Source organism: Psychrobacter sp. 219-2-C (assembly GCF_049560815.1).
Lineage (GTDB): Bacteria > Pseudomonadota > Gammaproteobacteria > Pseudomonadales > Moraxellaceae > Psychrobacter > Psychrobacter faecalis.
The window spans coordinates 1,221,590-1,239,239 of record NZ_CP186933.1; the positions used below are offsets into that span (position 1 = coordinate 1,221,590).

Below are 17,650 nucleotides of genomic sequence, written 5' to 3' on the forward strand. Positions count from 1 at the left end.
AAATTTCTTGCGATCGTATGATGTAGTTGTTTCTTTTTAGTAGTTTCCATACTGCTTAATTTTATTATATTTCAGTTTTTACCTAAGCAATCGACAGCATCACATACAATATTGAACCAATAAATTACGTCGCATTGACTGCAATGCCTGAATACCATTTAAGCTTTACTGCTTGGTTTTGATTATTAAAAGCGGCTTGGCGCTCTGCAGTGACAGGCAAGATATTATAAGGGTTATTATGACCATCCTATATGAGCCGTCGCTGCACTTCAGGATGCAGGGTGGGATTGGCACTTGATTGATAGATGTTGCCCTCAGCTAAATCTAAGTAGCTAATATAGTGCAGCACCTAATAATCCAATCAGCGAGACGAAACTCATGAGTAGGATTCTTATCATAAAACTCTTTAGAAGTTTGAGCGATATCAGCACAAGCAACTAATGACTGACTCATGTCGGTTGGGCACGCTTGAGCATATTGTGTGTTTAAAGGCAGATCTTCTGCGGGACGTTCCATATAGGTGCGAATGAATGCCCATTGATCGTAAGGATTAAGTCGCATTTCTTCAAAGCTAATAGAGTGTATAAAACCCCCTGTTGACTCATCGAAAACGTGTAAATTCTAGCAATTTCACCTTGATAAGGATGTCCAATAATCTTACCGATAGGGAGTTTTTGTGGCACTGGTAGTATCATAATAGAACTCAACTTAGCTATATGCTAATTTTTGCTAGCTATTATAAGCCACCACCGCCCATACAAACAAACTTATGTTAATTAATATAACCACTACCCATCTAGTATTCACTTGCCAATTCTTACCTTGAAATGCTTTTCCGGCCTCAGCAGTGATAGGTTGTATGGGGTAAGGATTGTCTTTACCATCCCATGTCAGTAATTTCTTAACATCAGGATGTAATATGGCTTGTTTAGTACATTGATAGTTGTTGCCTTGTAGTAAGTAACCAAGCGCATATATTGAGCTAATTATAAGCATAACGATGCCGCCAGCGCCTGAATGGTGCGTATTGAGAATACCGTATTTGCGAAAGACAATATCGCTACAAGCAAACAGTGACTTACTGGTGTCTGCTGGATAAGCCTCACAGAACTCAGGATTTATCGGTAAGTCGGCGGCATCACCTTCCATATAGGTGCGGATAAACGCCCAATGTACACGAGGGTCAACACTGACATCATGCGGTTTAATATGATGAGTAATCTCTCCTGTATTAGGATCTGCGATATATAGATTTAGCGGCGTATAAGCAGTATTTTGTTTAATGGTATGTATTTCGGGAATGATGTCTTTGTAGTCTACTATCTTTAATTCAAAGGGTTTAAAAAACTGTAATGAGGGACGATAGTAATACACTAACTTCTGCTCTTTTTTTAGAAAGTAGTATTGAATGCGGTACGGATGCTTTCTGATAAATTGATAGAAGAGTAAGAAAAGAGGAGTACCAAACACAAGTAGCCAGAAAAAAGTAAGTATTATATCAAATAAGTCAAAATTACCATTTATAAATACAACTTCTCCAATATCTTGCAAAAAATAGTTACCTAGCCAAAATGTAGAAAAATAAACCCAGCCTATGCAGAAATACCAATACCAAAAGTAGCTAGGTAAGAAAGTCATATAATCAGGATTAATGTTGGCAATCTCTTTGTTAAGATGCTCGATGTCTTCTCCTTCTTCTAATAAACCTTTATTTATCTCGCTACTATACGGACTTTCAAGAACTTCTTGTAGCTCATTAATATGTTTAGCAAATTCACTATGTTTGTCTTCAATCATTGGCTTGTCTCTATTAACTCGTTACGGTAGTACGAAGTTGATAATATGGGTTGACACTTGGGCTCAAAGAGTACAGTAGGACGACTCTTAAATGTTCAATTTGACTAGCAGGATTGTTCCGTGCCCTTTCACTTGCTTGTTCCATTATCTTTTGCTTGTTAGGATCGAATATTCCTTCTTTTCTCGAACCCAAATATTGGGCTTTATAGTGACTGGTTTTTGGAATATCTAGAATGACCTTGAGTCCTTCTGAGGCCGTAATTGCTTTGCTTTGTCGTTTTAATGCTTGTATGTTAAAAACCTTTTTATCAAGACTTTGTTCTGTATCACCAATGCCTACATACTCTATTACCAGCTCACTGTTATCTTGCCATTGGCTAATGGTGACGACGACTTGCCCAGACAGTACCTCATTAAAGTCTTGTACAGTCTTATTAAACCTTGGTTCAGTCTGTATCTCTACTAAGGCCAATGTATAAGCATGTAGGTCTTGCTCAAGACTGCTCATCGCTTGTATTTTAAAAGGATTATTCGGATACTCGTTATTTAGCATCTCTTTTTTACCAAACACTCCTGCATCTAACCAATAATGAATGGGTAGTATGTGGCTTTTATCATAGGTATAAGCCACCCATTGAGCGACTAAACTAATACCCCATGCGACTGCCATAATCGCGCTAAGCCAAGGTAATGCAAAAGCGCCTATACCCACAAATGCCAATGTACCATAGCCAAGACCCGCTACTCCAGCTACTCCTGCTGCTACTTGTGCGACACCAGTAACTTTAGCTGAAGTAGTACTACCACTCTCTATCATTTTTTGCTGTGTCAGCTCTAAACTATACACCTCAAACCCTGCACCCACAGCACCAAGTACACCAACACTCAGACTCAGCCTTGCGACCCATGCACTGCGTGCCGCTTTCATCTGTAGTCCCGCATTAGCGACATCAAGGCTGGCACTCGTTAAAGCAAGAGAGGTACTGGCATAACCTGTCATAAATTCAAGACCCGCGCGGTCGCCTCGGCGTGCCATACTGCTAAACGTACTTTTACCCATCCAAACACTACGTAGTTGAAACAAAGCTATACCCGCTGATATCAATGCTGCTTTACCCGCTGAGCTGCGCTCAAGCTTTTGATACTCGCCATTGATGGGATCTAACGCTCTGTCTAGATTGGCAGCTTGTTTATTCATATCCTGATTGATTGTTTGAGTTGTCCGCGCTGACGCTTCGTTGGTATACATGGTCACCACAGTGCGGGCATGCTCATCACCAGCAGCTGCCTGATCAAAGATATTTAATGCTGTTTGGTCTACGCCATGTGATTTTACTAGATCGAAAGCAATCGGAGCTTGGACTGAGGAGGCATTACTAACGACTCTATTATCAATACTAGCTGGCAATAGCGTTTGATGCGGTTTGGCATTATTAACAGAACGGCTGAGACGCTGCTCACTCCATTTAAGTATGGCCTCTGGGCTATGTTTCAAAATTTTTTGCGCCAGTTTAAAACCTGTAGATTGATTGACCCCTGCCGTCAAATCCGTACAGTTAAACTTGGGAGATTTTAATTACGCAGCCTGACGATAGTAATCAAACCACACCTGTCTTGGCGATTTATAGCTCAAGCCCTTTTGAACCCTAGTCTGGTTGTAATATAGCTCGATGTATCTAATGATATCGGTAATGGCGGCAAATCTAGTTTTATAATCGAGCCTTTCCCAAACTTTGTGTAACTGCTTATAATCCACTAACCGGAGAATAAGCAATGACTAACCAATCTGACATCAAGAAATTGGCCGAGCAAATGGCTGGTAGCATGAAAAGCTTCGATGACATCAAAGACTTCCAGAAGCAGCTCATGCAATCTTTTATTGATACTGTCCTTGAAGCTGAGATGGAAGACCATCTTGGCTACCCCAAGCATGAGAAAGCAGACAAGCCAAACAAGCGCAATGGGCACACTAAAAAGACAGTCCACAGTGACACGGGCGATCTTGAAATCTCCACCCCAAGAGACCGTCATGGTGACTTTGAACCTGCGTTAGTGCGTAAGCATCAAAGTCGTATTAGTGGCCTTGATGACAAGATCATATTTCACTACAGGCATAGCCTTACGTCTTGCGCTTCGGGCAAGTGTCTCCCAGACACTTGCTGATCCTCGCTCATACGCCAAAGGTCAAACCACCACCGAGATTGTAGTGAGCATTAAAGAGCTCTACGATGTCGACATCTCAAGCTCTCTTGTCTCAAGAGTCACCGATAACATATTAGAGGACATCACAGCTTGGCAGAACCGGCCGCTGAGCAGTGTTTATCCTATTGTCTATCTAGACTGCATTGTCGTTAAGGTACGTCAACACAAGCAAATCATCAACAAGGCTATATATCTGGCGCTAGGCGTGGGACTTGATGGTAAAAAAGAGCTGCTTGGTATGTGGTTATCAGAGAATGAAGGCGCTAAGTTCTGGCTAGGCGTTCTCACTGAATTACAAAACCGCGGGGTACAAGATATCCTCATTGCTTGTGTTGACGGTCTAAAGGGCTTCCCTGATGCCATTAACACCGTCTATCCAAAGGCACAGATTCAGCTGTGTATCGTACACATGGTGCGCTATTCAATGAAGTTTGTGCCGTGGACGGATAAAAAGGCCGTAGCGGCTGATTTAAAGGCCATCTACGGCGCTGATACCCTTGAGATAGCAGAGGCCAAGCTTGAGCACTTTGATGAGACTTGGGGTAAAGAGTACCCGCACGTGGTTAAGTCTTGGCGTAATAACTGGGAGAGCTTAACGGTGTTCTTTGAGTATCCGAAAGACATCAGAAGAGTGATCTATACCACCAATGCGATAGAGTCGCTAAACAGCGTGATTCGGACAGCGGTGAATAAACGTAAGGTGTTCCCGTCTGATCAGGCAGCATTCAAGGTAGTCTACCTAGCAACTCAGCAGGCGTCGTCAAGGTGGTCGATGCCGATTCGTAACTGGACGTCTGCTCTTAATCGCTTTATGATTATGTTTGATGATCGTATCAGTAAGCATTTAATCTAAATGGCAGTTACACAGAATCTGGGATGGTCTCTTTTAGACAATGCGGATAAATAATCATGAAAAACTTTCCTTTTTTCCTTTTTTCTATGTTAATACTGTCTTCTTGTTATAACAGTACAACTACAGAATCAACTAATCTAAGCACAGAAGTAAATGAAACCGAAATAACATCAAAACTATCAGTTCCTAATTTTACATCAGTATGCTCACATGACGATGTAAAGCCTATGAGTACTAATAATAGCTTAACCGTTTGGGGTTTTGATCCATTATTATCTGATAAAGAGCGAAAGTGCGAAAAGCTCGATCTTAATAACTTCTCAACAATGAGCTGTAAATATGATGAAGATTTAATACAAAATCCAGGCATTCATCTGTATAAGGATTCTGAAGGTTGGTACAAATTTATATATGAGACCAATGATATTTGTACTAATGCCTTAAACACTTATGCAGCACAAAGTGAAGAGCTTTAAACAGATCCCATAATAAATCAATACTATCTTCTACTCTAACACCTCATCTTTTGTCAGCAGTACTTACTCAGGTCTGACCTAAGCGCGAACCGGAGACCAAACCACCTAAGCGATGCCAAACTATGTCTCTCAGGTGATTAATGGCGGCTTATAGAATACCCTCACCACTCAAGTGTCGACAGTATCAGTTCCATAATAGAGAACCCGCTGCTTAGATCCCTACTACTTTTCATAAATCCTATTCATGACTAATAGTTTGTTCCGATTAGCCAAAACTCTTTTTTAGACCTCATAAACACTTAATATAAAATACATTTAAAACCAAAAAAAATCCGACCACGTTAAGTGATCGGATTTTTAATATTTGGTGGAGATGGCGGAAACTAAACTATATATTTAAACATTTGATTTTATTAACTATATTTAATTTAAAATAAGACGATACCAACCATAATACCAACAATCGATTTTTATTTCTCTCTTACTGATTGCCTACCCTCTTAGTTAAATATTATCTTGTAATTGATTGTATTATCTACCATTCCAAGACTTTTCAGCATAGCTATTAATCTATTTATAAGTATATTAACTAAATAATACTCTTATCAGATTGCATAATCCTTGCGTAAGATTAAATTCTAGCGTAGTTCATATTTGTGTATTACTTAATAATTGATATTAAGCTTACTGGAAAACCTCATCATAAATAGGTGAGATAAGATCCGAACCATAACTGCTTAGATGATCGTCATCAAAGTAAAGTGGCGCTCCATCCATACTACCGTAACAATATTCGTTATCGCACATATAAGGAGTAGGATCTAATACCTTGGCTCCACATTGACTTATTGCCTTATCTTGCATTTTAAATGCAACACTATGACGCTCGTTGTATTCTTCAAGGGTTATCTTAATAGAGTCTCTCTTACCACCAAAGGTTAAGTCTCTAAACATGGTATTTGGAACGTGCTTCTTCATTTCAGGAGTTGGTCTTACCAAGTAAACAGGATGGTTTTGAGTAATTTCGCAAATAGTATCAAGCATATGACCTGTCATATTGTCTATATATTCGCTACTCCTTTCAGTAAAAACTTTATCGATAAATCGTCTTGGTGGTGATGTTTCGTAGTCTGCATCTTCATTATTTCCAAACAAAGTTGAGCTTGTTCTGTTTATAATAATTACAGGAACATCAGGGTACTGTTCTGCTGATAAATCAATGGCATTCGATACGAATTTTCCGCAGTCATATTCTGGGTTTTTACCATTTTTATCCAACACATATAAATCTTTTATTGTAGAGCAGCCATCCATACTTAAGCTTAGAATGCTCCCTCCATTTATTGAGGCTCTATTACCAATAGAAACCATTTGAGCTAACGAGTGACTATCACCAATAACAATTGCTTTGACAGGACCATCACCATATGTACAACCAGGAGCGAAACCATTTTCTATTTTTCCGCAAACCGCTTCTCTAGGATTTCTTTTTTGCTGCTCTAATATAGTTATTTGTTCCGCTGAAAAACGATATGGTGAAAGAGCTTCGGTCTTTAGAAACAGTACACTGCCTAAAACTCCCACAACACCAGCAATATATATAGGCTTACATTTTAAATAACCTAAAAGAGTAGGAAAGCTTCTTGGGAAATTAATTTTTTCAATATATTTATAGCTTAGGAAGCCAAGAAGTATAGATAGCGCCATGCCTAAATAAATATAGTATTCAGGCAATGCAAAGGTGTAAATAACGACTACTAAAGGCCAATGCCACAAATAAATAGAATAAGACCAAGTGCCTATTTTTTGGAATACGATATTGTTTGTGATGATACTGTCATTGCGTTGTGCCTGAATAATAAGGAATGAACCCACAACAGGAAATAGTGCTAAGTAACCTGGCCAAGCATTTTCTGCTGATATAAGGAAATAAGATCCTATTACTAAAACTAATCCTATTACCTCTACAAACTTCTTTTTCTTTTCTTGTAATGTAAAAGGGTAAAGATAAGCAACACCACCGATCAACATCTCCCACGCTCTTGCGGATAATAAGAAATATGATGCATTAGGCCATTTATAAGTAGAATAAACGCAAAAGATAAACGCTAGAACCGTTGCTATTAGTATCGTAAGCTTCATCGTCTTAATAGACAAAAACTTGCGCATAGCGACCAGTATTAGCGGATAGATGATATAAAACTGCCACTCAACCGATAGTGTCCAAGTGTGTAACAGCCATTTCTCATGAGAAGCGGCGTCAAAATAACCTGCTTCTGACCAATAAACAAAGTTAGATAAGAAACCTACACTACTGGCAGCATGCTTCCCTAATGCTCTGTACTCTAAAGGTGTTAGATAGAACCAACCAAAGACTAACAATACCAAGCAAAGCAACGCCAAGGCAGGGATAATCCTATTAGCACGAGCGACATAGAAATTTAGAATAGAAAATTTTTCTTGCTCGATACCTCTAAATATAATTCCAGTCATTAAAAACCCTGAGATTACAAAGAAGACATCAACCCCAGCAAAACCACCGGGCATCCAAGAGGCGTTAAAGTGAAACAGTAAAACACCTATAACCGCAAATGCCCTAAGGCCATTAATATCTTTTCTAAATTTCATAGCGTCACTTACCGAGAGTCATTGTAAAAAAATGTTGGTAGTATAAATCTTCTGTAATAATATGTATATCTTGTTGTTGTTTTAGCAGATAGTAGTTCAGCGTAACGTGGCGGTGTAATTACTCAATATGTTTTAATAAAATTATCAATAGCACTGACACCACTTAAGCAATTGTCTCCGTAAATACTTACGAAAGGATATAATGCTTAAGAATACTTTTTTATACTTGCACTTTGTTTGCATGGGGTTATTTTGCTAATGACTGCACGCGCTTAGATAATGCTGTTTAAAGTTAGGCGTTTTTCGTGCGTTTCTGTGCGTTTAGCTCGCATCAATTCGCATAGCCTCACGATACCTGTGCATAAAGTCCCTTATGCTGCCTTACGATACTTGTCCCGAAACTATCCAGTATCGGCAAAACCTACCCCGCGCGCGTACTGTTCCATTAACTCATTTTTAACCCTGCTTACGATGTCCGAAAACTACCCCTTTTTATGGACTCGCAAAACTACCTTTCACGATGTCCAAAAACCCGCCCAAGTCCTTTTTAAAACAGTCTGAAAAACTACCCCTTTATGGACTCTAAAAACTCCTTTTTTATATTGCTCAAAAACCCCTTTAATTGGCGTTTGCCTCGCGTGCGCGCGCGATACTTGTCTTTTAACTACCTTAGCCCCTATTCTATAAGGCTTTGAAATAATGGTAGTCATGAGCTGTTGAGCGTCCATAACGTTAGCATTATCGGTGATTCAAAAGTAAGGTTTTTACATATTGGTTGGCGTGCTCAATGTACGGTTTTGGACTTGCCAGCGGTGGGCTAAAATCTCATGTTTTATCAGGTTGGTATCGTCTGCTAATGTAGTCTTTTATCAACATTCGGCGCGTTATCGCTGATCATAAAACCTAGGGGTTTCCTCAGGTTTTGAGTGCTGCCAATGTCAACATAAGACAACATGCGCGGCGGTGCTGGACTGCTTGAATGCGATACAACCAAAATAGGATTTATCTAAAACCTTAGGGAAACCTTAGTTTCTTTACACTATAAAAAGGGCTTGGTCTGTCCATTGAGTACCACTTATTTAGTTTTAAACCTTAACATTTCTTAACATGCTAGCAGTCGGCAAACTGGTTTTGAATGTAAACAAATGACAACATGCAGCCCGTGAATATTGAGCGCCTAACCTTAGGTTTCCCTTAGGTTTTTGCAGTCCATAAAAAAAGGCAGACGCGAACGCCTGCCAATATATTTTTATATCTACAAAAAGTCGCTATAGTTGCTAAAGTTCCCGTAAGCCTTATCAATTATAGCCTGTAGCTTAGTTAGCAGCTGCTAAGGTGCTGCTAAAGTTGCTATAGTTCCGCTAAAGTTAGTCATATTTAGCTAAAGATTAGCAAGTTTAGCAATGCTTAGCAGCGCCCTACCTAAAGTTAAGCCCTTGACTGGCAAGGGCTAGGTGAAGTTTAGCAAGTTTAGCAGCTTTTTAAGGGTAGCTAAGTTATAGCTAATGTTAGCTACTCATTAGTAATTAGCTTTGGATTAATTAAAACTAAACGCCTGCGCCCCTCACTTTCTAACCGAACATGCCCCATGCTTTCTAAGTCATCAAGTAAGCTATTAAGTTTCTTACCTCTTAGGGTATTGGGTGCGTTCTGTGACACAAACGACTTATTCAAGATAGGCGGTTTTTTGCCCCTCGCTTTATCCACTAGCCAGCCGCTTAGTTTCTCACTGTCGTTCTGCTCGTCTGTTGGCGTTGCATCAAGGTAGCGTAGGCGCTCGCTGGTTGAGTATTCCACAAGCATAAAAGCGCGGGCAATATCATCAGTAGTGATCGCCTTACGCCCCTCAAAGAATGCCATTAATGACGCTATACGGCTCGCATTCTCTGCCATACGTGAGGCATACGCTTTTAGATACTCTAATGCCTGTCCTTGTGCTTGGCGGTTCTCTATCGCCTGCATGTGCTTATAAAAGGTCTGCTCTGCACCCTCTGCCCATTGCATTTTGATGCGCTGTGGTGTGCCTGTGCTGTCGTTTGGTAGATGGGCTGGCAGTGGGTCGAGTAAGCTCTGACAGCGTGACCAGTAGGCGATTAAATCAGGATTATCATAAGGGCTGTCATTCCTGCGCTTTTCATCGTCCCATATTCGATGACCGCGCAAGTCCTCAGGGCAAGCAATCAAGGCACGGGCTAAAAAGCCTTGCCCATTCATCAAAGGATCAGTTAATGCTTGCTCTAATACCACCCTTTGACCTTGTAGCAGTAGCGTCATGCGTACGTTGTGGGCATCGGTTTGCGGTGTGGCATAGGCAGACTTTTGCGAGCGTAAACGGGACACCTCGCCATCGCTATATAGCTTGGTAATAGCAGATAAGGCACTGCCTGCGGTATCACCTGTCATGGTGTGGCCATTAAAGAATTGGCCTGCCTCGTCTGTTGTCCATGATGCGTTATTCATCTCACCACTGATAAACCTATCTAGTATCGGCTCTATGGTTGCATCATCAAACAAGTTTTTAGGGTTTTGCGGTCTTGGGTTATCCTCTAAGAATTGGGCTAACTCTTTACCTTTTAACCCTGCCTTTTCACTGTCCCATGCTGCTAGATCGTCTAGGTAGTTGCCGTATTGCTGGCGCTCATACTCTTTGATCTTAAAGTGAGTTAAGCCCATCGCCTGCGTTTTGCCGCTACCGCTTTCGCCCTCTGTGATAAGAATAAGGCTGGCGGGCATGTGACCGTGCCCCATCGGTGCATCAATGAAGCGTTGCCCCATGTGTGCCAGTGCGCCTAAAACGCATTGCCCTGCCATGGCAAGTGGTACTTGTGCATAATATGCCACGGCTTCGATAACTTGCCTTAATAGCCCTGTGAATGCGTTAATGGGGTATGGTGTCGGCTTGCTTGGATCATTGGCTAAGGGTTCAGGCTCGCCCCATATCTCAGCTTGTAGATCGAGTATGGTTGTATCATCAAGGGTTAATATCTCTCTATAGCTAAGCTCGCCATATTCTAAATGCTCTAAGAGAGTTCTAGCGCCAGTAATAACCCCTTTGACGTTTGCACCTTTGAACGGCTGACACGCTTTGTCTTTCTCGTCTAAGGTGGTAAAGATAGTCACGGGATAGGATTCGGCAAAATGGCTGACCATGCCATTAAATAGCAGCTTATCAAGGCTTACCAGTAGCGTGACGTTATCCGCCATAAGATAATAAGCAAGCGTGACAGCATCATCTAAGTTATCAATGGCTATCAGCTCACGGTCATTGCTTAACGTGCCAATAATCAAGGCAGACGGCTGCATACGGTCAATGATAATCGGCTTTTGGTTGCTGTTAGGTGTGACACTGGCAAGGGTGACGGGCTGGTCTTGATTGTTGTTTAATACTAGCCCTATCGTGTTCTCTGTCAGCTCTCTCTTACCTGTATCAAGGCCCGTGGTTATGGTAATATCACTATCAAGGTGCAATAGCCTGTCTTGTATGCCTAACTGCTCACATAGGTTATAAAGATTAAGCAATATATTGTCATCTGCCAGCCCTTGCCGTGTGGCTGCATTAAAACGACCTATCATGTCTAAGCCTGCGCTAAATGCGCGGGCTTTTTCATGGGTGTTTGTTTGTAGTGTGGTGGTCATCTGTTCCCCCTTGCGTGTGACTGTTTAGGCTGGCGCGTGGCTTTGTACTTCTTGTAGTAGCTTTTGCGCTTGGCATACTTACGGCTTTGTTTTGGTGGGTAGCGTTTCATTTGCTGCCCTCCTTACCGTAACCTGTCAGTGCTAGGGTGTCGTTGATACGCTCTAATTTTTCATATAGTAGGCTTGCCCATGTGTCGGTGGCATCATGTGCAAGGCGTGCCATTGCTGGGACTGTGTGCGTTTCTATCTTGCCATAGTGAATGAGTGCCAGTAATTGGCCAACATCATACAAGGCAGTAGCAGCCCCGTTAATGTCACAAGCAATATCTCTTAGATCAAAAGCTGATATTAAAACCGCCTCTTTATCATCTGCTTCGGTTATGTCTATTACTGTGCGTTGGCTGGTGTGGCTGCCATTGTATAGCGTGGCTATCGCTTGGCGGTTGGCTTTGGTGTCGTGGAATAATGACGGGGCGGCATCATCGCGGCTTACCTTGCCGTCATTGCGGTAATGGTATGTTTTGCCGTTGGTGGTAAAGCCTAAACAGCCGTATTCTTTATCATTGAATAGCTGATAAGTGCCATTGCCTACAGATGGGCATAGCACGCTATCACCTGCCTTGAATGGGGCTGGTGTGTGGTTGGTAGTGGTTTGAGTGTTTGAGGTCGTACGGATTGAATTAGGCATGATTATGCCCTCCTAATAAGTTTTGAGTGAATGCCACGCTATACGGTAAAAGTATAGGGTGACGGGTCTTACTCTCGGTCTTATTAGAAACCGCCCCGCATATTCGCCTTTCGGCTGTTTTATTTTGCAGCGTCAACCCGTCATAGTCGGTCGGTGAGGTGTTCACCTTAGATATGATGGTTTGCCCCCTTGTGGCGCATCTGTGCGCTTGTGGGGCGGTGCTTGGTGGCATAGTGGTAGCTTGAGAGGCTGCACTATTATCAGGCACAAAAAAAGCCAAAAGTTTACGACTTGGCAAGTCGCTAATAAGATTTGAGAGGTCTATATAGTAACCGCTGCTATCATCACTTGCAATCGGTTTTGCATTGACGGGCTGGCACGCGATTAATGACAGTAGCAAGCCAATACCTGCCACCCATGCCATAAAGATGATAAATCTCAGTAGTAAGCCTCGTTTATGTGGCTCATTGCGATTGTGTGCCCCGTGGTTGGCTTTTAGACTGGTTCTGTTATCGTTGCTCATTTCTTACGTCCTCCACGTTAAAGGCGATTTCTGCAATGCGTGTCGATAGCTCTTTTAATGACTCCACTTGTCGGCTGCCTGTCGGTAACAAGCTGCCTAGCATCTGCGTTTCTATTTCTGCTATTTGGGTCATGGTGTTAATGGTCGTCACATTGGCGTGCAAGGTGATAATCAGCTGATCTATAAAGTCATCAGTTATCATCAAAAAACCTTCATCTTTTAACCTGTTTATGACTTCGTTTACTAGGTCATCATTACTCATAGCGCGTTACCTCCATTTCAGGCATTGATAGAACGCTGTCCATCTGTTCGCTGGCATCAGTGGCAAACAATGAGTCCCTAAACAATGCAGCAATGACGGCTTGAATAACGCCTTTAGATATTGGGTCGTCTGTCTGCACGGCTTGCAATGCCATTGCATAGTGTTCTGTGTCAACTGCCAATAAGACTAGCTGCTCGTTGATATGTTCGAGCATGTCCGCTATCTGTAATAGTCTGTCGTTTGATTGGCTCATGATTGCACCCCTGTAGCGTTGTTATCGGTATCGGCTGGCGTGTCTATCCAGTAAATTTTGAACGTCTTACCATTGCGTTTGACTGTCTTATCTTGAATAACTACGCCTTGCGCTCTTAGCTCACTGATCCGCTGTAAAAAGCATGTGATTTGCCATAGATCAAAAGCCTCATAAGTAGATAGGCTGTGACCTGCCAGCATGTGATTATGGATAATCTGCTTATAGCTTTGTTTGGGTTGCCGTGTCTGCATGATTTACACCTCGCTAGTGGTTGAGGTGTGGCTGTTAAGCCATTCGTGAACGTCTGCATAGCTCCATGCTGTCATGGTGGGGCTTAGCTTCTTGCCAGCTGGGAAACGCCCATCTTTTGACCATTCAAACAAGGTGGTTTTGCTAAAGGGTAGGAACGGCAAAATGTCCTTTGCTCTGCCCATGCCTGTAGTAGGCAGTTGCATAGCTGGACTGTTTGCAGTGGTTGGTTCGGTGTCGTCCGAGGTGTTATCAGTAAAAGGAATTACTGGGGTGTTTTGGTTTGGGTGTGTCATGTTCATAGCTCCATGTAGTTTGTTGAGCCGTAAAGGTGTTCTACGGCTTACATGGGCTATGTTAGTGGGTGGGGTTGTTCGATAGTTCTATATAGAAAATACCAAAGTTCTATAGAACGTCATCAGCTTTCTTTAACCATTTTGCAATAAAGTCTTTTTTAACTGATAGTCCTAATATTTCGGCTTTTGCTTGAATAAGTTTATTAAGTTCTCCGTAAGGGTCGGCTAGGTCTGCTTTATCATATTCTGCCATTTTAATAAGTGTAGTCACTAAGGCTTGCATAGAACCTACGCTTTTATGATGTGTTGGTTCGTCATCAGTCGGTTTATTTATTTGAGTTACTTTGCTAGCTACGTTTAGTCCTTTAATAGCTTTTGGGTTATCAAGTGTTAAATCATAGGCAGAAGGTTCTAGGTTTAGGGCTTCGCTTAACTCATTGATACTAATGTAAATATCTTCTCTATCAATTATTATAGTATCTTTTATATCTTCGTGACCGAAAGTCCCTTTGTAAACTGGTTTTTTATTAAATAAACTCGCCCCCTTACCTAATATAGTTGCTTCACCTTCATCATCAATATCATTGAGCGCCTCCTTTGTATGACTGCCTATATATTCGCAATAATTTAAGTCGATAATATCCGCATGATTAAAACTCAAAATAAACCTATCGTTCCCTAAGTTTCTAAAAGGTGATTTCAATTTCTCTTTAGGTAATCCAAAACAGAAAAACTTCATAGAATGATTATCACGAAAGTAACCACCAAAACGCCACATATTTTGAATATTTTCATTTTCGCTATAAAACTTATTCTCAACGAATGCCTGTAACACGCCATAACCTGAAAAATAAAAAACTGGCTCAATTTCTGCGTTATCTAGAACTCTTTGCAAAAACTTTTCAGTTCCTAAAACCTCGAATATAGAACCTTTAATTTTTGACTCAGCTATTTTGATCATTTCATCTATTGATACATAACCTTTCACAATACACACCTTTACACACCCTTAAATCAAAGAAAGTAGGTGCAAGGCAGTGCCAGCCTAAAGGTGTGTGAACGGCTGGCTTTCGGGTAATTAGTCCTAGCCTTGCATAGTTGGTGCTAAGCCTTAGCCTAGCTTTTGTGATTGTTGTTTGAAGTCTGCACGGATCACGTTGTCCAGCTTGCCAGCGTAAGCATCGTCAATGAAGTTTGCCCACTCATTCATCATCTTGGTTCTATATGGTAAATGCTGCGCCCCGTTATAGGCTGCACTTATCTTGTTCTCTCTATCGTGTGCCAATTGCAGCTCTATAGCTTCGTGCATGTATTCCTGTTCATGTAACGTGGTACTGGCTAAACCTCTAAAGCCGTGCCCCGTCATCTCACCTTTATAGCCCATATTCCATAAGGCATTAATAAATGCGTTTTGACTGTATGGCTTGCGGGTTGAGGTATTAAAGAAAACGTACTGATCCGAAAAACCTAGCTCTTTGATCTGCTCTAATATCGCTATGGCTTGCGGTGCTAATGGCACAATATGCAAGCGCCCTGCTTTCATCTTGTCAGCTGGTATCGTCCATAAGCCGCGCTTAAAATCTATATCTTGCCACTCCATAAAGCGGATCTCATTGGTACGTACAAACGTATAGCATAAAAACCATAAACCCAGCTTCACCAATACATCACCACCATAAGCATCAATGTCTTTTAGTAGCTTAGGTAGTTGCTGGCTAGTGATACGGTGGTGATTGGTCGTTTTGTGTGGTTTGATGGCTTCGGCTAGGTCGGTGGCTGGGTTGTGTGTGGCTAGTCCATTGCGGATAGCGTGCTTAAATATCTGCCCTACTTCTCTAATGGTACGCCTTGCCATTTCATTAGCGCCGCGACTCTCTACTGCTTTGCCAATAGCCAGTATGTCAGGCGCGGTTATGTCGTTGATGCTCTTATGACCAATAGAGGGCTTTACATCGCGCATATAGGCGGAATAGTTACGGGAAAAGGTGCTTTCTGCTAGGTAGGTCTTGCGCTCGCTATACCATGACTGGGCTATGTTATCGAAAACATTTAAACCATTTTGACTGGCTTGCTGCTCTTTTTTATGGTCTTTAGGGTTCACACCATCAGCTATTAAGCGTTTAATCTCAATATTGCGCTGGCGTGCATTTTGTAGGCTCATTACTGGATAAGTGCCAATCGTGAGGGTTTGCTGCTTGCCTTGCCATCTGTAGGCGCTGATCCATGACTTAACGCCCGTATAACGCACCCATAATTGCAGCCCGTTACCATCACTGTGTTTGTCAGGTCGTTTGCTCTCGATAGCCTTATCGCTTGGCTGTAGCTTATTGATAACGGTATGAGTTAAGGGCATTGGACTATCCTTTGTTGGTATTGAGAGCATGTATAAACTCTAATACCAACAATAATACCAACAATAATACCAACATTCTATATAGGACGCTATACCCCTATATGATACTCAAAACCCAAAAAACGCCCAAAATAAAGGGCTGACGGTCTATGACGGTCAGCCCTTTATCAATATTTGGTGGAGATGGCGGGAGTTGAACCCGCGTCCGCCAGCATTACGCTCATGAATCTACATGTTTAGTTTCTGTCTTTAGTTTTAATCCGCACCGATCCGACAGTCAGGATGGATTGGACGATTCTCTACTTTTGAACCCAAGCAATTGAGACAATCACTTGTGGCGAGCCTACATGCGGACGCTTCAACTTAGTTGACCAACTGTAGGTGATCAGCAACCAAGTAAGCAGAGTTTAAGCTGCTAGAGCGTAAGTTTCGTCGTTTGCGACTATAACAATATATGTTTGATTAACGAGAGGACATACACTCTCGACATGCATCATTGAGTTTCATCACCAGCGTCGAAGCCAGAACATCCCCAATAAGACTGACTATTATATAGTACCTGCCTATCGGTTTTCAACCTAAACGCCTTCTGTATTACATTAAGTTACAGCTCAATTGTCTAAGCCAAAACTTTATTCATCCATTGGCCAATATTTTGAATCTGCGGCATACAAACTTGATGCGCCATCGGGTAGGTATGGTAAACGACACTATAGCCTTTCTCCGATAACAAATTCTGGGCTTGCTCGCCTAGAACCACAGGCACTACAGGGTCATGCGTACCGTGTTCAATCAATATCGGCATGTCTTTGTTGGCGGCGTTATAGTTGATATGGTCATTGGTCGCCAGATAGGTAGACAGCGCCATCAGCCCTGCTAAGCGCTGTGGATAGCCAAGTGCCACATGATACGCCACTGCCCCGCCCTGCGAAAATCCCGCAATGACAATATGCTCAGGCTTAACACCGCGCTCGATTTCACGAGCAATCAAATCATGGATTTGCTGAGAAGATTCTTCGATTTGAGCGATATCGACTTTACGTTCAAGGCTCATCTCTAAGATGTCATACCATGCGGGCATGACCATACCACCATTAACCGTCACTGGACGATTAGGCGCATGCGGAAAGATAAAACGTACCGCCATATCATCCGCTAAGCCGAGCTGCGGCACTACTGGCTCAAAGTCATGACCGCTAGCACCCAAACCATGCAGCCAAATGACGGCTCGGTCAATCACTTTGTTTGTAGGATTATGTTCAACAATCACAGCATCTAAATAGTTACTCATGTTTTTAAGTTCCTTTAACTGATAAATAAAACCAGATTTGTTTGTTTGATTAATCAAGATATATCGTATTCAATGAGAGTTTATAACTTACCTACTTAACTTTTTAGGCATGCATAAAAAAAACCCTCTAACGTATCTAATAG

At 41.8% G+C, this 17,650-nt stretch carries 14 protein-coding genes, 1 other RNA gene and 2 pseudogenes; 2 read left to right on the forward strand and 15 right to left on the reverse strand.

All coding sequences use genetic code 11. From position 1 onward, the window contains the following. Nucleotides 1–729: 729 nt before the first annotated feature. The 3 genes and pseudogenes from ACPEGP_RS04885 to ACPEGP_RS04895 form a co-directional block, all read right to left on the reverse strand. Nucleotides 730–1,797 (reverse strand): hypothetical protein, encoded by a 1,068-nt coding sequence (locus ACPEGP_RS04885; RefSeq protein WP_423814116.1) that lies wholly within the window; start codon nt 1,795–1,797, stop codon nt 730–732. A gap of 13 nt (nt 1,798–1,810) precedes the next feature. Next, the gene (locus ACPEGP_RS04890) at nt 1,811–3,292 is read right to left on the reverse strand and encodes a hypothetical protein (RefSeq protein ID WP_423814117.1); all 1,482 of its coding nucleotides are present in this window, start codon (nt 3,290–3,292) and stop codon (nt 1,811–1,813) included. Between the two features lie 81 nt (nt 3,293–3,373). After that, nucleotides 3,374–3,514, reverse strand: a pseudogene (locus tag ACPEGP_RS04895) (IS3 family transposase); the annotation flags it as partial. A 56-nt stretch (nt 3,515–3,570) separates the two neighbouring features. Between ACPEGP_RS04895 and ACPEGP_RS04900 the strand changes: the two are divergent. Both ACPEGP_RS04900 and ACPEGP_RS04905 read left to right on the forward strand, forming a co-directional pair. Beyond that, nucleotides 3,571–4,852 (forward strand): annotated as a pseudogene (locus tag ACPEGP_RS04900) (IS256 family transposase). Nucleotides 4,853–4,908: 56 nt separating this feature from the next. Beyond that, a complete protein-coding gene (locus tag ACPEGP_RS04905) occupies nt 4,909–5,328 on the forward strand; it encodes a hypothetical protein (RefSeq protein WP_423814118.1) in 420 nt (139 codons plus the stop codon). Between the two features lie 684 nt (nt 5,329–6,012). On the opposite strand, the gene ACPEGP_RS04910 is transcribed toward ACPEGP_RS04905, so the two are convergent. From ACPEGP_RS04910 to ACPEGP_RS04965, 12 genes are all read right to left on the reverse strand, one after another. Continuing rightward, entirely contained in the window at nt 6,013–7,956 is a 1,944-nt protein-coding gene (locus ACPEGP_RS04910; protein ID WP_423814119.1) for an acyltransferase family protein, read from the reverse strand. 1,512 nt (nt 7,957–9,468) lie between these two features. Continuing rightward, nucleotides 9,469–11,592 carry a DUF3987 domain-containing protein gene (locus ACPEGP_RS04915; RefSeq protein ID WP_423814120.1) on the reverse strand — a complete coding sequence of 708 codons (2,124 nt, stop codon included), beginning with the start codon at nt 11,590–11,592 and terminating at the stop codon, nt 9,469–9,471. A 106-nt stretch (nt 11,593–11,698) separates the two neighbouring features. Beyond that, the gene (locus ACPEGP_RS04920) at nt 11,699–12,280 is read right to left on the reverse strand and encodes a hypothetical protein (RefSeq protein WP_423814121.1); all 582 of its coding nucleotides are present in this window, start codon (nt 12,278–12,280) and stop codon (nt 11,699–11,701) included. After that, entirely contained in the window at nt 12,273–12,803 is a 531-nt protein-coding gene (locus ACPEGP_RS04925; protein ID WP_423814122.1) for a hypothetical protein, read from the reverse strand. Before ACPEGP_RS04925 ends, ACPEGP_RS04920 begins: the two co-directional genes overlap by 8 nt. Then, on the reverse strand, nt 12,790–13,065 hold the full coding sequence (locus ACPEGP_RS04930) for a hypothetical protein (protein ID WP_423814123.1): 276 nt from the start codon (nt 13,063–13,065) through the stop codon (nt 12,790–12,792). The genes ACPEGP_RS04925 and ACPEGP_RS04930 overlap by 14 nt, the downstream gene beginning before the upstream one ends. Beyond that, on the reverse strand, nt 13,058–13,318 hold the full coding sequence (locus ACPEGP_RS04935) for a hypothetical protein (RefSeq protein WP_423814124.1): 261 nt from the start codon (nt 13,316–13,318) through the stop codon (nt 13,058–13,060). Before ACPEGP_RS04935 ends, ACPEGP_RS04930 begins: the two co-directional genes overlap by 8 nt. Continuing rightward, the gene (locus ACPEGP_RS04940) at nt 13,315–13,569 is read right to left on the reverse strand and encodes a helix-turn-helix domain-containing protein (protein WP_423814125.1); all 255 of its coding nucleotides are present in this window, start codon (nt 13,567–13,569) and stop codon (nt 13,315–13,317) included. The genes ACPEGP_RS04935 and ACPEGP_RS04940 overlap by 4 nt, the downstream gene beginning before the upstream one ends. A 3-nt stretch (nt 13,570–13,572) precedes the next feature. Continuing rightward, complete coding sequence (locus tag ACPEGP_RS04945; protein ID WP_423814126.1) at nt 13,573–13,863, reverse strand: helix-turn-helix transcriptional regulator; 291 nt, start codon at nt 13,861–13,863, stop codon at nt 13,573–13,575. A 109-nt stretch (nt 13,864–13,972) separates the two neighbouring features. Continuing rightward, on the reverse strand, nt 13,973–14,851 hold the full coding sequence (locus tag ACPEGP_RS04950; RefSeq protein ID WP_423814127.1) for a hypothetical protein: 879 nt from the start codon (nt 14,849–14,851) through the stop codon (nt 13,973–13,975). 123 nt (nt 14,852–14,974) lie between these two features. After that, a complete protein-coding gene (locus ACPEGP_RS04955) occupies nt 14,975–16,216 on the reverse strand; it encodes a tyrosine-type recombinase/integrase (RefSeq protein ID WP_423814128.1) in 1,242 nt (413 codons plus the stop codon). A gap of 175 nt (nt 16,217–16,391) precedes the next feature. Continuing rightward, nucleotides 16,392–16,750: a transfer-messenger RNA gene (gene ssrA / locus ACPEGP_RS04960) on the reverse strand. An 85-nt stretch (nt 16,751–16,835) separates the two neighbouring features. Continuing rightward, nucleotides 16,836–17,507 (reverse strand): alpha/beta hydrolase, encoded by a 672-nt coding sequence (locus ACPEGP_RS04965; protein ID WP_068404444.1) that lies wholly within the window; start codon nt 17,505–17,507, stop codon nt 16,836–16,838. Nucleotides 17,508–17,650 lie beyond the last annotated feature (143 nt).

Excerpts from the sequence above, each read along its gene's own strand:
- ACPEGP_RS04885 (WP_423814116.1), bottom strand. The coding sequence starts at position 1,797 with ATGATTGAAGACAAACATAGTGAATTTGCTAAACATATTAATGAGCTA.
- ACPEGP_RS04905 (WP_423814118.1), top strand. The coding sequence starts at position 4,909 with ATGAAAAACTTTCCTTTTTTCCTTTTTTCTATGTTAATACTGTCTTCT.
- ACPEGP_RS04910 (WP_423814119.1), bottom strand. The coding sequence starts at position 7,956 with ATGAAATTTAGAAAAGATATTAATGGCCTTAGGGCATTTGCGGTTATA.
- ACPEGP_RS04915 (WP_423814120.1), bottom strand. The coding sequence starts at position 11,592 with ATGACCACCACACTACAAACAAACACCCATGAAAAAGCCCGCGCATTT.
- ACPEGP_RS04920 (WP_423814121.1), bottom strand. The coding sequence starts at position 12,280 with ATGCCTAATTCAATCCGTACGACCTCAAACACTCAAACCACTACCAAC.
- ACPEGP_RS04925 (WP_423814122.1), bottom strand. The coding sequence starts at position 12,803 with ATGAGCAACGATAACAGAACCAGTCTAAAAGCCAACCACGGGGCACAC.
- ACPEGP_RS04930 (WP_423814123.1), bottom strand. The coding sequence starts at position 13,065 with ATGAGTAATGATGACCTAGTAAACGAAGTCATAAACAGGTTAAAAGAT.
- ACPEGP_RS04935 (WP_423814124.1), bottom strand. The coding sequence starts at position 13,318 with ATGAGCCAATCAAACGACAGACTATTACAGATAGCGGACATGCTCGAA.
- ACPEGP_RS04940 (WP_423814125.1), bottom strand. The coding sequence starts at position 13,569 with ATGCAGACACGGCAACCCAAACAAAGCTATAAGCAGATTATCCATAAT.
- ACPEGP_RS04945 (WP_423814126.1), bottom strand. The coding sequence starts at position 13,863 with ATGACACACCCAAACCAAAACACCCCAGTAATTCCTTTTACTGATAAC.
- ACPEGP_RS04955 (WP_423814128.1), bottom strand. The coding sequence starts at position 16,216 with ATGCCCTTAACTCATACCGTTATCAATAAGCTACAGCCAAGCGATAAG.
- ACPEGP_RS04965 (WP_068404444.1), bottom strand. The coding sequence starts at position 17,507 with ATGAGTAACTATTTAGATGCTGTGATTGTTGAACATAATCCTACAAAC.